Origin of the sequence: Curtobacterium sp. AB451 (assembly GCF_050585845.1) — a bacterium.
In the GTDB taxonomy this organism is placed as follows: Bacteria; Actinomycetota; Actinomycetes; order Actinomycetales; family Microbacteriaceae; genus Curtobacterium.
Window position 1 is genome coordinate 1 of sequence record NZ_JBOBQG010000002.1, and the last position, 13,562, is coordinate 13,562.

15 protein-coding genes are annotated in these 13,562 nt (G+C 73.4%); 5 read left to right on the plus strand and 10 right to left on the minus strand.

The features are described 5' to 3' along the window. Positions 1 to 2: 2 nt before the first annotated feature. From ACQXVK_RS03695 to ACQXVK_RS03705, 3 genes are read right to left on the minus strand one after another with little or no spacing between them, the layout of a single operon-like run. On the minus strand, positions 3 to 707 hold the full coding sequence (locus ACQXVK_RS03695) for an anti-sigma factor family protein (RefSeq protein WP_430852759.1): 705 nt from the start codon (positions 705 to 707) through the stop codon (positions 3 to 5). After that, positions 704 to 1,216, minus strand: a complete 513-nt coding sequence (locus ACQXVK_RS03700) for a sigma-70 family RNA polymerase sigma factor (RefSeq protein WP_402265738.1) — start codon at positions 1,214 to 1,216, stop codon at positions 704 to 706. The genes ACQXVK_RS03695 and ACQXVK_RS03700 overlap by 4 nt, the downstream gene beginning before the upstream one ends. Next, the gene (locus ACQXVK_RS03705; protein WP_022905851.1) at positions 1,216 to 1,914 is read right to left on the minus strand and encodes a YceI family protein; all 699 of its coding nucleotides are present in this window, start codon (positions 1,912 to 1,914) and stop codon (positions 1,216 to 1,218) included. Before ACQXVK_RS03705 ends, ACQXVK_RS03700 begins: the two co-directional genes overlap by 1 nt. A gap of 88 nt (positions 1,915 to 2,002) precedes the next feature. Here ACQXVK_RS03705 and ACQXVK_RS03710 point away from each other — a divergent pair, with 88 nt between their 5' ends. Next, positions 2,003 to 2,866: an NAD-dependent epimerase/dehydratase family protein gene (locus ACQXVK_RS03710; protein ID WP_430852760.1), complete on the plus strand. Its 864-nt coding sequence runs from the start codon at positions 2,003 to 2,005 to the stop codon at positions 2,864 to 2,866. Positions 2,867 to 2,997: 131 nt separating this feature from the next. On the opposite strand, the gene ACQXVK_RS03715 is transcribed toward ACQXVK_RS03710, so the two are convergent. Both ACQXVK_RS03715 and ACQXVK_RS03720 read right to left on the minus strand, forming a co-directional pair. After that, positions 2,998 to 3,183: a hypothetical protein gene (locus tag ACQXVK_RS03715; protein WP_022905848.1), complete on the minus strand. Its 186-nt coding sequence runs from the start codon at positions 3,181 to 3,183 to the stop codon at positions 2,998 to 3,000. A gap of 62 nt (positions 3,184 to 3,245) precedes the next feature. Then, on the minus strand, positions 3,246 to 4,211 hold the full coding sequence (locus ACQXVK_RS03720; protein ID WP_430853111.1) for a DNA-3-methyladenine glycosylase family protein: 966 nt from the start codon (positions 4,209 to 4,211) through the stop codon (positions 3,246 to 3,248). 126 nt (positions 4,212 to 4,337) lie between these two features. Here ACQXVK_RS03720 and ACQXVK_RS03725 point away from each other — a divergent pair, with 126 nt between their 5' ends. The 4 genes from ACQXVK_RS03725 (at position 4,338) to ACQXVK_RS03740 (ending at position 8,121) form a co-directional block, all read left to right on the plus strand. After that, positions 4,338 to 5,366, plus strand: a complete 1,029-nt coding sequence (locus tag ACQXVK_RS03725) for a 6-phosphofructokinase (protein ID WP_031261459.1) — start codon at positions 4,338 to 4,340, stop codon at positions 5,364 to 5,366. A gap of 173 nt (positions 5,367 to 5,539) precedes the next feature. Next, positions 5,540 to 6,517 (plus strand): MDR family oxidoreductase, encoded by a 978-nt coding sequence (locus tag ACQXVK_RS03730; RefSeq protein ID WP_430852761.1) that lies wholly within the window; start codon positions 5,540 to 5,542, stop codon positions 6,515 to 6,517. 124 nt (positions 6,518 to 6,641) lie between these two features. Continuing rightward, a complete protein-coding gene (locus ACQXVK_RS03735) occupies positions 6,642 to 7,307 on the plus strand; it encodes a GntR family transcriptional regulator (protein WP_022905844.1) in 666 nt (221 codons plus the stop codon). A gap of 22 nt (positions 7,308 to 7,329) precedes the next feature. Continuing rightward, the gene (locus tag ACQXVK_RS03740; RefSeq protein ID WP_416392869.1) at positions 7,330 to 8,121 is read left to right on the plus strand and encodes an ABC transporter ATP-binding protein; all 792 of its coding nucleotides are present in this window, start codon (positions 7,330 to 7,332) and stop codon (positions 8,119 to 8,121) included. Between the two features lie 9 nt (positions 8,122 to 8,130). Here the strand turns inward: ACQXVK_RS03740 and hemL are convergent, their stop codons facing one another. From hemL to ACQXVK_RS03765, 5 genes are all read right to left on the minus strand, one after another. Beyond that, entirely contained in the window at positions 8,131 to 9,462 is a 1,332-nt protein-coding gene (gene hemL, locus ACQXVK_RS03745; RefSeq protein ID WP_430852762.1) for a glutamate-1-semialdehyde 2,1-aminomutase, read from the minus strand. Beyond that, entirely contained in the window at positions 9,459 to 10,454 is a 996-nt protein-coding gene (hemB, locus tag ACQXVK_RS03750; protein ID WP_022905841.1) for a porphobilinogen synthase, read from the minus strand. The genes hemL and hemB overlap by 4 nt, the downstream gene beginning before the upstream one ends. Continuing rightward, positions 10,451 to 11,032 carry a uroporphyrinogen-III synthase gene (locus ACQXVK_RS03755; protein ID WP_430852763.1) on the minus strand — a complete coding sequence of 194 codons (582 nt, stop codon included), beginning with the start codon at positions 11,030 to 11,032 and terminating at the stop codon, positions 10,451 to 10,453. The genes hemB and ACQXVK_RS03755 overlap by 4 nt, the downstream gene beginning before the upstream one ends. Positions 11,033 to 11,290: 258 nt before the next feature. Beyond that, positions 11,291 to 12,331, minus strand: a complete 1,041-nt coding sequence (gene hemC / locus ACQXVK_RS03760) for a hydroxymethylbilane synthase (protein ID WP_430852764.1) — start codon at positions 12,329 to 12,331, stop codon at positions 11,291 to 11,293. Beyond that, a complete protein-coding gene (locus ACQXVK_RS03765; RefSeq protein ID WP_402267249.1) occupies positions 12,328 to 13,551 on the minus strand; it encodes a ferrochelatase in 1,224 nt (407 codons plus the stop codon). The genes hemC and ACQXVK_RS03765 overlap by 4 nt, the downstream gene beginning before the upstream one ends. Positions 13,552 to 13,562 lie beyond the last annotated feature (11 nt).

Genomic DNA, 13,562 nt, shown 5'->3' on the forward strand with positions numbered 1-13,562 from the left:
CGTCAGAGATCGACGTCCGCGAGCACCCGGTCGTCGCCGCGGAGCCGCACCTGCACGCTCGCGATGTCGTCCCGCCGGACGTCGGTCGAGGCGGACAGGCCCCGTGCGTCCTCGCCGGCGGCGGACCACGACGCCACGGTCTGCACCGTGCCGTCGTCCTGCACGACCACGAGGTCGTACATCACCGACCCGTCCGCGGCCCAGGACGTCCCGCCGTAGGAGCAGCCCCAGTCGAAGCGCGTGCCCCACGGCTCGCCGCTGACCGCCAGGTCGACGTCGAGTCCCCGCTCGCCGACCAGCGCGTACCGGTCCGCCGCAGCCGACGCCGAGGCCGGTCCCGCCTGCACGGACGGGTCGACACGGGCCGTGCCGACCGCGAGCCCGCCGAGCACCGCGGCGACGACCGCGGCGGCGGCCGTGGCCGCGACCCAGACGCGCCGGCGACGCCGACGGTGTCGGACGCGGTGCGCGACCGAGGCGAGGGTGCTCTCGGAACCGGTGTCGCGCCTCCCGTCCGGCTCCGCGATCTCCACGGCCTGGTCCGCCGGGAGCTTCGACAGCAGGCCCGGCAGACCGACGAGCTCCGCGACGGCGGCCGCACAGCGGTCGCACGTCTCGAGGTGTCGCTCGTACTCGAGCCGCTCGTCCGGCGGCAGGGAGCCGAGGACGTACGCGGCGTCCCACTCGGCGTAGCGGTCCTCGCTCATCGGGTCACTCCTCGTTCCTGCAGCGCGAGCCGGAGGGCCCGCAGCCCGTAGTGCAGGCGCGACTTCGCGGTGCCCTCGGGGATGTCGTGTCGTCGGGCGATCTCGGGGACCGTGTGCCCGAGCCAGTACGCGTCGACCACCACCCGACGGTGGTCGGGGCTGAGCGACGCGAGGGCGTCCGCGACGACGATGCGGTCGAGGACGGCGTCGGTGCGGTCGGCCTCGACCCGGTCGACGGGCAGCTCCGTGCCGTGTTCGCGGCGGTTGCGCGCCGACCGGGCGTCGTCGACGACGAGGTTCCTGGCCACGGTGAAGAGCCAGGCGCGTGCGCTGTCCGGGGCGCGTTCGAGCACGGCCGGCCGCTGCCACGCGCGCACCATGGTCTCCTGCACCACGTCCTCGACGGTGTGCCCGTCGCGGGTCAGGTGCCGGACGTACCGGGTGAGCGCGTCGCCGTGCTCGCGGTAGAGGGTCGCGAGCAGCTCGTCGGCGGACCTGCCCGTGGCCATCACTTCGCCAGGTCGAGGGAGAACTCGACGGACCCCTTCGGGTCCACCGTCACGAAGCCGAGCGAGGGGGCCTCGACGCCGTAGTCGGCGAAGGTGATCGGGACGCTGCCGGCGACCTGGACCGTGCCGTCCTTCGCGACGGCGACCTGCGCGTCGGCGGTGACGGGCTTCTGGACGCCGTGCAGGTCCATCGTGCCGGTGAGCGTGACGTCCTGCGTCGTGCCGTCCAGCGCCTTCGACACGTCGACCGGTTGGGTCAGCGTGAACGTCGCCGTCGGGTGCTGGTCGGTCTGGAGCGCGGTGTCCCGGAAGTACGCGTCGCGGGCGGACTCGGGCGTGGTGATCTTCGCGACCTCCACCGTGACCGTCGCCTTCGTGAGGGACCCGCCGCTGACCTCGGCGGTGCCCTCGACGTCCTTCGTGCGTCCGACCACGTTCACATCCTGGCCCTGCAGGACCTCGTGCACGCGGTAGCCGGCGAACGAGTCGCCGGTGCTGGTCCAACTGCCGTCGGCCTCGGCGGCGGTGAGCGAGCCGGAGCCACCGGACGGGGCGGCACTGACCGAGGGGGCCGCTGCCGCCTGCCCGTTCACGGTGTTCGCGTAGATGACCGGGCCGACGATGGCTGCGGCCACGCCGACGACCACGACGCCGGAGGCGATGCCGATGATGACCTTGGTGCGTGTGCGGAGTCCCATGCCCTGACGACGAGACAGGGCGCCGGATCGTTCACCCGGGTTCCGCACGAGCGGCGGATCGTCCACCGGCGTTCGGCATGATGGGGCGGTGGACATCGTCATCGCCGGTTGCGGCGACCTCGGGATCGAGACCGGCCTGCGGTTCGCCGCCGCCGGACACCGCGTGGTCGGACTGCGGCGGCGGGCCGAGCTCGTACCGGCCCCGCTCACCGGACAGGGGGTGGACCTGCGCCGATCCGTCCCCGAGATCCCTCGGGACACCCGGGTGGTCGTCGTGGCCGTCGCCGCCGGGAGCCGCGACGTCGACGAGTACCGCGCGACGTACGTCGACGGGCTCCGGAACGTCCTGGACGGCATCGACGCCTCCGGTGCGGCCCCGCGGGTGATCGTCGTGTCGTCGACCGCCGTGTACGACGTCGACGACGGCAGTACCGTCACCGAGGACACCCCGGCGACCGGTGGCACCCCCACCGCGGACGTCCTGGTGGAGGCCGAGGCCCTGCTGCGCGACCGTGCCCCCGGAGCCGTGCTCGCCCGGCTGTCGGGGGTGTACGGCCCCGGACGGGAACGCCTGATCGACCAGGTCCGGGGCGGGTCGGCACGCCGGGCCCCGGTCGACGGGGCGTCGCCGCACACGAACCGGATCCACCGCGACGACGCGGCTGCGGCCCTCGTGCACCTGGCGACCCTGGAGGACCCGGCGCCGACGTACCTCGTGACCGACGACGAACCGTCGCGGCTCGACGACGTGTACGCGTTCCTCGCGGCCGAGCTCGGTGTGCCGGTGCCGCAGCGGGCCGCCGCCGAGGAGGGGACCGTCGGACGGCAGGGCGCCGGCGACAAGCGCCTGTCGAACGGCCTGCTGCGCGGGACCGGCTGGGTGCCGCGGTACCCGACGTTCCGCGAGGGCTACCGCGCCGTGCTCGCCGGGGACGGCGCCCGGCACGCCTGACGCGGCACGCGGCACGCGGCGCGCGCCGCGCGGCACGCCACACGCCTGACGCGCAGGGCGCCAGGCAGGGGGGCGGGGCGGCACCGTCCGGCACGGCCCCGCCGCCGGGTCAGCCGACCTCGGCGCGTCGATCAGTGCTCGTCGTAGTGGTCCTCGTGACGGGCGTGACGGTGTCCGTCGTGCACGAAGTCGACGTGGTCGCCGTGCTCGACGGTCTCGTGCTCACCGCCGTCCTGCTCGTGGTCGTGCTCGGCGACGTCGTGCTCGGCGACGCGGTGCTCGTCGTCCGCGGCGGGGCTGGGGGTGGTGTCGGTCATGGTTCCTCCTTGTGAGATCGATTCTCAACAGGAGGATACGGCCGGACGCGCCCGTTGTCCGCTCAGTGGTGCCGGTGGTCCTGGATCGTCAGGCGCGGCCCGAACGACGGCTTCCGGAACCCCGACCCGCCGATGAGCCGGACGACCCGCTCCCGGTGTCCCCGCCACGGTTCGAGCAGCTCGAGCATCCCGTCGTCGTCCACCGGTCCCCCGGTCAACGCCCACCCGACGAGCGCCGGCACGTGGAAGTCCCCCACGCTCGGCGAGTCCGGGTCACCGTGGGCGCGCTGCGCGGTCTCGGCCGCCGTCCACTTCCCGATGCCGGGGACCGACTGCAGTCGGCTGGCGACGACGGCGCCGCCCCGGCCGAGCGCGAGGGTGCGTTCGAGCGCCGGCGCCACACGGACCGCGCGCATCACCGTGGCGGATCGACCGGGTTCGATGCCGGCGCGGTGCCACTCCCAGCTCGGGATCGCTCCCCACCCGGCGGCGGTCGGCGGGACGGCCATGTCCGCCGGGGCCGGTCCGGGCGCGGGCGTCCCGTACCGCCGGACGAGGTACCGCCAGGCACGCCAGGCCTGCCGCGAGGTGACCTTCTGCTCCATGATCGCCGGGACGAGGGCCGCCATCACGGTGTTGGTGCGGAGCAGGCGGAGACCCGGTTGCCGGTGCCGGGCGTCGACGAGGAACGGGTGCGACGAGACGTCGAGCTCGGACCAGTCGTCCCCACGTCCGAGCAGTTCGGGCGCGTGCGTGACCGCCCAGGCGGCGCCGTCGCCCCACGCCGAGACCGCGATGGCGTCCGAGCCCGTGCGGCGCACGAGCACCGAGGCCGGTCCCTCCGGCGTGCGGAGCGCGAGCCACGTGTCGGCGCCGACCACGCGGAAGGCGGGGTCGCCGGAGCCGCGCTGCAGGGGCCGGAGGGTCGCGCGGACGTCCACCGCGCCTCCTGGCCGGTAGACGGTGTCGACCCGTGGGACGGCAGACGCGTCGGAGCCAGCACGCGACACGGCCCCGCCGACCCGCACCGCGGCGTCACCGGTGCCACCGGCGGCGGAGGACGGAACGGCGAGGGACACACGCAGGATGGTAATGCGGAACCACCGTCAGTCATGATGGGCGTGTCCCACTGCACCCCGACGACGGAGTTCCCCATGCGCATCGGCATCCTCACCTCCGGAGGCGACTGCCCCGGCCTGAACGCGGTCATCCGCGCGATCGTGCTGAAGGGCATCGCGATCTACGGACACGAGTTCGTGGGCTTCCGCGACGGATGGCGTGGCGTGGTGGACGGCGACATCGTCCCGCTCGGCCGCAAGGACATCCAGGGCATCGCGAAGCAGGGCGGCACGATCCTCGGCACGAGCCGGACGAACCCCTTCGAGGGCCCGAACGGCGGCGTCGAGAACATCTCGGGGACGCTCGAGCGCCACGGCATCGACGCCATCGTGGCGATCGGCGGCGAGGGCACGCTGGCCGCCGCGAAGCGCCTCACGGACGCCGGGCTGAAGATCGTCGGCGTCCCGAAGACGGTCGACAACGACCTCGGTGCCACCGACTACACGTTCGGCTTCGACACCGCGGTCGCGATCGCCACCGAGGCCATGGACCGCCTCCGCACCACGGGCGAGTCGCACTCCCGCTGCATGGTCGCCGAGGTCATGGGCCGGCACGTCGGCTGGATCGCCCTGCACTCCGGCATGGCCGCCGGTGCGCACGCGATCCTCATCCCCGAGCAGAAGACGAGCATGGAGCAGATCGCCGCGTGGGTCCGGGCGGCCTACGACCGTGGTCGGGCGCCGCTCGTCGTCGTCGCCGAGGGCTTCGTCCCCGACCACGAGGACAACGCGCACACCGAGCGTGGGCTCGATGCGTTCGGGCGACCGCGCCTGGGCGGGATCGGCGAGCGCCTCGCGCCGCTCATCGAGGAGATGACGGGCATCGAGACCCGCGCCACCACGCTCGGCCACATCCAGCGCGGTGGCACGCCCACGGCCTACGACCGGGTGCTCTCGACCCGCCTCGGCCTCGCAGCGATCGACGCGGTGGTCGAGGAGCGCTGGGGCCGCATGGTGGCGCTCCGGGGCACCGACATCGAGCACGTGTCCTTCGAGGAGGCGCTCGGCGAGCTCAAGACCGTGCCGCAGGCCCGGTACGACGAGGCCGCCATCATGTTCGGCTGAGGCGGGCCGGGCCCGGCCGCCCGGCTGGGCCGGGGCGCCGGCCCGGCCGGGGTACCTGGTCGAATCGCGCGTACCCGGCCGTTTCTTCCGACCAGGTACGCCCGAACGCATCAGGCATCGCGGGCGTCCTGGGAAGGAAACAGCGTCCTGGAGGCGCGGGTAGCGTCCGACACGTGACCCGCGCAGTCCTCGTCTCCAGTTCCGCCCCGCCCACCGTCACCGACGTCGACGTCGCCGACCCCGCCGACGGCGAGGTCCTCATCGACGTCACGTACTCGAGCGTCAACTACAAGGACGGGCTGGCGCTGGCCCGGAACCCCGGGGTCGCGCGGGTCGACCCGCTCGTGCCGGGCATCGACGTCGTCGGCACCGTCTCGGCCCTGGGGGCGGGCGTGCACGACGTCGCGATCGGCGACCGGGTCGTCCTGAACGGGGCCGGACTCGGCGAGACCCGGCACGGCGGCTGGGCTGCACACGCGGTGGTGCCGTCCGGATCGCTCGTCGTGCTGCCGGACACGATCGACGACTCCTTCGCCGCCGCGATCGGCACGGCCGGCTTCACCGCGATGCTCAGCGTCCTCGCACTCGAGCGGTTCGTCGAACCCGGCAGCGGTCCGGTCCTCGTCACCGGCGCGTCCGGCGGGGTGGGCACGGTGGCGATCGCCCTGCTCGCCGCCCGCGGCCACCAGGTCACCGCGTCGACCGGCCGCAGCGCGAACGAGGCCTCGCTCCGGGCCCTCGGCGCCACGGACGTGGTCGACCGGGCGACGCTGTCCGACCTCGGCAAGCCGATGCAGCGTGCGACCTGGGCCGGCGCGGTGGACAGCGTGGGCGGTGCGACCCTCGCGAACGCGTTGGCGACCACGAAGTGGGGTGGTGCAGTGACGGCGTGCGGGCTCGCCCAGGACTCCGCACTGCCGACCACCGTGCTGCCGTTCATCCTGCGCGCGGTGTCGCTGCTCGGGATCAACTCGGTCGACGCCCCGCTCGAGCTGCGCCGTCGTGCGTGGGAACGGCTGGCCACCGACCTCGACCCGGCACTCCTCGCCGGGGTCACACGCGTCGTCGGGCTCGAGGAGGCGCTCACCGTCGGACCGCAGGTCGTCGCGGGTGCCGTGCACGGGCGCACGGTCGTCGCGGTGGACCGATGACCGAACCGCGGTACGGACGCTCCTGAGGACGCGGAACCGGACCCCGAGCATTCATTAGCAAGCGTTTGCATATTGACACGCTAGGATTTGAGTACGGAACACCTGAGCCTGTGAGGAGCCCGGCATGCCGGTACCCAAGTCAACCGTCGAGAACTCGCCGCGGAAGCTCCTGCGCGACGTCGTCCTCGAGAAGATGCTCGCGGCCATCCAGGACGGCACCCTGCAGCCGGGCGAGCGCCTCAACGACGACGAGCTCGTGCAGTGGCTCGGGGTCAGTCGCACCCCGATCCGCGAAGCCATCGCGAAGCTCGTCGACTACGGCCTGGTCGAGATGGAGGCGAACCGGTACACCCGGGTCGCGACGCCGACGGCCGAGCAGTTCGACGACGCCCTGCAGGTGTTCGCCGGGTTCGCCGAGCTGGCGACCCGCTGGGCCCTCCCGAAGCTCGACGACGCCCAGGCCGCCGAGCTGATCGACATCCTCGAGCAGGTCCGCGAGCACGCCGAGCACGAGGACCGTGCGATGAACGCCGACGTCCAGCACTTCGTCGAGGCGGCGATCCGCGCTGCGGACAACCCACTGCTCTCGACACTCTCGAACTCGGTCATCCCGCGGGTCCAGTTCGTCGCGCTCGCCGAGGACCGCTTCACGTTCTGGGACGGCAGGTTCTCGGTCGACCCGCTGATCGCCGCGATCCGGAAGCGCGACGGTGACGCTGGCGGCGCCGTCATCCGCACGCTCGGTGTGACCCTGAGCGACCTCCTGCAGCGGCTCCGCGCGAGCCAGTGACCGGGCGGGGCGAGGCCTCCGCGTGACCGACGACGACGTCCTCGTCCACGCGACCGGGGTCCGCGTGACCCGGTCCGGCCGCGACCTGTTGCACGACGTCGACCTGACCGTCCGGCGCGGAGAGCACTGGGCGCTCCTCGGGCCGAACGGCGCCGGCAAGTCGACCCTGCTCGCCGTCCTCGGAGCGACCGGTCACCCGAGCGCGGGCACCGTCGAGCTCCTCGGACGGCGGCTCGGTCGCGTCGACGTCCGGGAACTCCGCGAACACATCGGGCACGTCGACCCCCGCCACCGGATGCTGTCGCCCCTGACCGTGCTCGAGACCGTGCTGACCGGACTCACCGGCACGACCGACCTCATGATGCGGTGGGAGCCGTCGGCCGCACAGGTCGCCGCGGCCGAGGCCCACATCGCCGACGTCGGGCTCTCCGCCCGACGGGACGCCCGGTGGCCCGTCCTGTCGCAGGGTGAACGCGGACGGACGCTCATCGCACGGGCCCTCATGGCCGAGCCGCGGTTGCTCCTGCTCGACGAACCGGCCACCGGACTCGACGTCGCGGCGCGCGAGCACCTGCTCGAGACCGTGGACGCCCTGCGCCACCGGCACCCCGAGCTCGGCAGCGTGATGGTGACGCACCACCTCGAGGACCTGCCCGCGTCGACCTCGCACGCGATGCTGCTGCGGGACGGGGTCGCGGTCGCACAGGGCACCTCGGACGAGGTCATCACGTCGTCGGCGGTCTCGCACGCCTTCGACTTCCCCCTGGCGATCCTGCGGGCTGAGGGACGCTGGGCCGCACGCCGGGCGTCCTGACCCGACGCGCTACGCGGCCGCGCTCGCTGCCGCCTTCGCCGCCGCCGGCAGCGCGTCGAGCACCCGCCCGACGGCACGGTCGTCGTGCGCAGCGGTGACGAACCACGCCTCGAAGACACTCGGCGGCAGGGTGACCCCGGCGTCGAGCATGGCGTGGAAGAACGGCGCGTAGCGGAAGGTCTCCTGCGCCCGCACGTCGTCGTAGTTCCGCGGGGCGACGTCGGTGAACGCGAACGAGAACAGGTTCCCGGCGTGCTGCACGGTGTGGGCCACGCCCTCGGCCGACAGCGCATCGCTCGTCGCCCTCGCGATGGTCGTCGCCGTGCGGTCGAGCTGCGCGTACACCTCGGGCGTCGCTGCGCGGAGGGTCGCGATCCCGGCCGCGACCGCGAGCGGGTTCCCGGACAGGGTGCCCGCCTGGTAGACCGGGCCGAGCGGTGCGAGGAAGTCCATCACCTCACGCCGGCCACCGAGGGCGGCGAGCGGCATCCCGCCGCCGATGACCTTGCCGAACGTGACGATGTCGGGCTTCCACCCGGCGCCGTCCGGCACGACCTTGGACGCCTCGAGCCCCCACCAACCGGCGGAGCCGACCCGGAAGCCGGTGAGGACCTCGTCGACGATGAGCAGCGCGCCGTGCGACTGCACGATCTGCGCGAGGGCCCGGTTGAAGCCGCGCTCGGGCGCGAGGACGCCCATGTTCGCCGCGGCCGCCTCGACGATCACGGCGGCGATGCGCTCGGAGTGCTCGTCGAACGCCCGGCGGACCGCGTCGAGGTCGTTGTACGGCAGGACGAGGGTCTGGGCGGCCGTCTCGGCGGTGATGCCGGCGGACCCGGGCATGGCGAGTGTCGCGACACCGGAGCCCGCCTCGGCGAGCAGGGAGTCCGAGTGGCCGTGGTAGTGCCCGGCGAACTTCACGAGCAGGTCACGACCGGTGTAGCCGCGGGCCAGCCGGATCGCGGTCATGGTCGCCTCGGTGCCCGTGGACACCATCCGCAGCTTCTCGATGGGACCGTCGCCGTCCACCGACACCCGCTGCTTCACGAGCTCGGCGAGCTCGGTCTCACCCGGGGTCGACGCCCCGAAGCTGAGGCCACGGGCGGCCGCCTGCTGCACGGCCTCGACCGTGGCGGGGTGGGCGTGCCCGAGGATCGCCGGCCCCCACGAGGCGACGAGGTCGACGTACTCCCGCCCCTCGGCGTCGGTGACGTAGGCGCCCTTCGCGCTCGTCAGGAAGCGGGGCGTGCCGCCGACCGAGCCGTACGCGCGCACCGGCGAGTTGACCCCGCCGGGGATGCTGTTCTTCGCACGGCCGAAGAGCTGGTCGTTGGTGGTCATCGGGCGGCCTCCTGGTTGAGCGTGCGGGCGATGTCGACCGCGAAGTAGGTGAGGATCGCGTCCGCTCCCGCGCGCTTGATGCCGACGAGGGCCTCCATCGCGGCGGCGTCACGGTCGATCCAGCCGTTCTGCGCGGCTGCGGTGATCATCGCGTACTCGCCGGAGATCTGGTACGCCCACACCGGCACGGGCGAGGTCGCGGCGGTCTCGGCGAGGACGTCGAGGTAGCTCATCGCCGGCTTCACCATGACGATGTCGGCACCCTCGGCGATGTCCTGCTCGACCTCGCGGAGCCCCTGCCGTCCGTTCGCGGCGTCGATCTGGTAGGTCCGACGGTCGCCGACGAGCGAGGAGTCGACGGCTTCGCGGAAGGGGCCGTAGAACGCACTGGCGTACTTCGCCGCGTAGGCGAGCAGCGCGGTGCCGCTGTGCCCGGCCGCGTCCAGCGCGTCACGGGCGGCCGCGATCTGGCCGTCCATCATGCCGCTCAGGCACACGAGCTCGGCACCGGCCTCGGCCTGCACGACGGCCATGTCGCGGTAGCGCTCGAGCGTGGCGTCGTTGTCGACCGATCCGTCGGCGGCCAGCACCCCGCAGTGGCCGTGGTCGGTGAACTCGTCGAGGCACAGGTCGGACTGCACGACGAGCGCGTCGCCGACCTCCTCGCGCGCGATGCGGATCGCCACGTTGAGGATGCCGTCGGGGTCGGTCGCACCGGAGCCCTGCGCGTCCTTCGCGGTCGGCACGCCGAACAGGTTCACGCCGCCGATGCCCTGACCGGCGGCCTCGACGAGCGCACGCCGGAACGAGTCGAGCGAGTGCTGCTGCACGCCCGGCATGCTCGTGATGTCGATCGCCTCGGTCGCCCCCTCGCGGATGAACATCGGCAGCACGAGCTCGGCGGGGTGCAGCCGGGTCTCGGCGACGAGTCGTCGCATCGCGGGCGTGGCGCGGAGTCGACGGGGGCGGACCTGGGGGAAGCGGCCGGTCACGGTGTGCCTTCCTGTTCGGGGGCGGGGTGGTTCAGGCGCTCGACGACGGCGTCGAGCAGGGATTCTGCGGAGCGGTCCGGGGCGACCACGTGCACGGGGAGTCCGGCGGCGCGGGCCTCGGCAGCGGTCCCGGGGCCGATGCACGCCACGAGCGTGCCGGGGGCGAGCGGGACCGTCCGACGAGCGACCTCGCGCGCGACGCTGCCGCTCGTCACGAGCACGACGTCGGGCGGGGATCCGGGGGCGACCGGCTCGTCGCCGGTCCCCACGGTACGGTACGCGACGACGTCGTCCACGTCGATCCCGCGGGCGCGGAGGCCGTCGACGACGGTCGGTGCGGCGAGGTCGGACCGCGGGAAGAGGACGGGGCCCGGGGTGTTCGGGAAGGCGCGGACGAGGGCGGCACCCGAGGCCTCCGGGGGGACGAGGTCGACGACCCAGCCCGCAGCACGGGCGGCTCGCGCGGTCGGCTCGCCGACCGCCGCCACCCGCAGGTCGGACGGGAGGCGCGACACGCGTTCCGCGATCACCCGCACGGCCGTCGCACTGGTCACCACGATCCATGCGTAACCAGCCACGCCGGTCACGCTTGCGACGGGATCGGGCGATCCGTGCCTCCTGGACCGTGCAGCGGCCTCGAGCCGGTCTACCGCCGCATCGAGCGGAGCCGGGTCGGACGGCGGTTCGTCCGCGATCAGCGGGACGACGAGCGGGTCGAGGCCCCGTTCCCTGGCGGCCGCCGCGACGCGCGCACCCCACGCTCCGCCGCGCGGGACGAGCACGACCGGGGGTCGTGCCGGGTCCGGGACGGGGTCGACGGGCTGCGTGGCGACCGCCTACTCCGCCGGGGTCGCGAGGCCCGGGCCCGCGGTGTGCGGACCGTCGGTCGTGTCCTCGGCGACCGTCGTGGCGAGGTCCGCGAGGTCGGCCGCGCCGTTCTCGAGGAGTTCGGCCGCGACCCGACCACCGAGCGCCAGTGCCTCGTCGAGACGGTCCTGCGCGGAGCCGTCCAGGACCGCCGCGTGCGAGGCGGTCCGGTACTCGGAGCCGTCGGGGCGGTAGACCGTCGCCGAGACGAGGAGCATCTCGGCGTCGACGATCGCGGTCGCACCGATCGGGGCGGAGCACCCGGCCTCGAGCTTGGCGAGCACCTCGCGCTCGGCCGAGACCGTGAGGCGCGTGGGTGCGTGCTCGATCTTCCGCAGGGCGGCGAGGAGGTTCCGGTCGGTCTCGTCCGCACGGGTCTCGATCGCGAGCGCTCCCTGTCCGGGGGCGGACGGCCAGAAGCCGAGGTCGAGCAGCTCGGTCGCCGCATCGAGCCGGTCGATGCGGGTCAGGCCGGCCGCTGCGAGGACGACGGCGTCGAGGTCGTCGTCCACCCGACCCAGGCGGGTGTCGATGTTGCCGCGGATGTCCACGACGTCGAGGTCCGGGCGCTTCGCTCTGAGCTGCGCGACGCGGCGCGGCGATCCCGTGCCGACCTTCGCGCCCTCGGGGAGGGACTCGATGGTCGCGGCGTTGCGGGCGACGAGGACGTCGCGGGCGTCGGCGCGCTTCGGGACCGCGGCGATCGTCAGGCCCGGGTACGGCGCCGTCGGGAGGTCCTTGAGCGAGTGCACCAGGACGTCGACCTCACCCGCGACGAGGGCTTCGCGGAGCGCGCTCGCGAACACCCCGGTCCCGCCGAGGCTCGCGAGTGACGCACGGTTCGTGTCGCCCTCGCTCGTGACCGTGACGAGCTCGACCGGACGACCGGCCGCCGTCGCCAGACGGTCGGCGACGTCCTGCGACTGGGCGACCGCGAGCCGGCTGGCCCGGGTGCCGAGTCGGATCGGGGCGGGGCCGTCGGCACGCGTCGGAGTGGTCGCCTCGGTCACGGAGCGAGTCCGGCAGCGGCCGGCTTGAACCCGGCGCGCACGTTCTCGCAGCACCCCGGACGGCACACGTCGTACCAGGGGCCGAGGTCGGTCTCGTGCGGCCGCTCGCTCGTGGGGGTGCCGTTGACACGCTCGAGCACGAGGTCCACCAGACCCGCGACGTAGGCCGGGTCGACACCCGGGGTCTGCGTCCGGAGCGACCAGAAGCCGAGCTCCTGGGCGGTCTCGGTGGCCTCTTCGTCGAGGTCCCACATGACCTCCATGTGGTCGCTGACGAAGCCGAGCGGGACGATGAGGACGGCACGCGTCGGCCCGCCCTTGAGGTCCTCGTTCATGTAGTCGTTGATGTCGGGCTCGAGCCACGGCTGGGTCGGGGGGCCGGAGCGCGACTGGTAGACGAGCTTCCACGGCGGCGTGCTGGTGCCGCGGAGCGACGCGTGCTCGGGCTGCTCGAGGAGCTCAGCCCACGCCTGGTCGAGGACGACCTGCGCGACGGCGAGGTGCTGGGCCTCGTACGCGCCGTGCTCGTCGAAGCCGCGGTCGCTCGGACCGGACTTGGCGGCGTCGCTCGACGGGATCGAGTGCGTGGAGAAGAGCACGTGCAGCTCGGTGGCCACGTCGAGGCCCTCGTTCTCGGCGATCGCGCGTGCCATGCCGTCACGGACGCCGTCGACGAACGGTCGGACGAAGCCCGGGTGGTCGAAGAACTGCCGGACCTTGTCGATCTGGATGGTGTCGACGAGTCCGGTCTCGGTCAGCACGCGCGCGTAGTCCTCGCGGTACTGCCGGCACGAGGAGAAGGACGAGTAGGCGCTCGTGGCGATCGCGATGAGCTTCGTGTAACCCTTGTCGGACGCCTCGGTGAAGGCCTCTTCGAGGTACGGCGCCCAGTTGCGGTTGCCCCAGAGGACCGGCATGTCGATGCCACGCGCGGCCAGCTCGTTCTCGAGCGCCGCCTTGAGCGCACGGTTCTGCGCGTTGATCGGGCTGACGCCGCCGAAGTGCCGGTAGTGGTGGGCGACCTCTTCGAGGCGCTCGTCCGGGATGCCCCGACCACGGGTGACGTTGCGCAGGAACGGGATGACGTCGTCCTGCCCCTCGGGCCCGCCGAAGCCGGCGAGGAGGATCGCGTCGTACGCGACCGGGACCTCGACGTGCTCGGGGCCGTCGGCGGCGGCAGGGGTCGCGGCGAGGACCGTGCCCCGTCCGTTCGTGATCATGCTCGTGTCGG

What these genes read in the sequence shown, in the direction of transcription:
- ACQXVK_RS03695 (WP_430852759.1), bottom strand. Translation starts at nt 707, where the DNA reads ATGAGCGAGGACCGCTACGCCGAGTGGGACGCCGCGTACGTCCTCGGC.
- ACQXVK_RS03700 (WP_402265738.1), bottom strand. Translation starts at nt 1,216, where the DNA reads ATGGCCACGGGCAGGTCCGCCGACGAGCTGCTCGCGACCCTCTACCGC.
- ACQXVK_RS03705 (WP_022905851.1), bottom strand. Translation starts at nt 1,914, where the DNA reads ATGGGACTCCGCACACGCACCAAGGTCATCATCGGCATCGCCTCCGGC.
- ACQXVK_RS03715 (WP_022905848.1), bottom strand. Translation starts at nt 3,183, where the DNA reads ATGACCGACACCACCCCCAGCCCCGCCGCGGACGACGAGCACCGCGTC.
- ACQXVK_RS03725 (WP_031261459.1), top strand. Translation starts at nt 4,338, where the DNA reads ATGCGCATCGGCATCCTCACCTCCGGAGGCGACTGCCCCGGCCTGAAC.
- ACQXVK_RS03735 (WP_022905844.1), top strand. Translation starts at nt 6,642, where the DNA reads ATGCCGGTACCCAAGTCAACCGTCGAGAACTCGCCGCGGAAGCTCCTG.
- hemL (WP_430852762.1), bottom strand. Translation starts at nt 9,462, where the DNA reads ATGACCACCAACGACCAGCTCTTCGGCCGTGCGAAGAACAGCATCCCC.
- ACQXVK_RS03765 (WP_402267249.1), bottom strand. Translation starts at nt 13,551, where the DNA reads ATGATCACGAACGGACGGGGCACGGTCCTCGCCGCGACCCCTGCCGCC.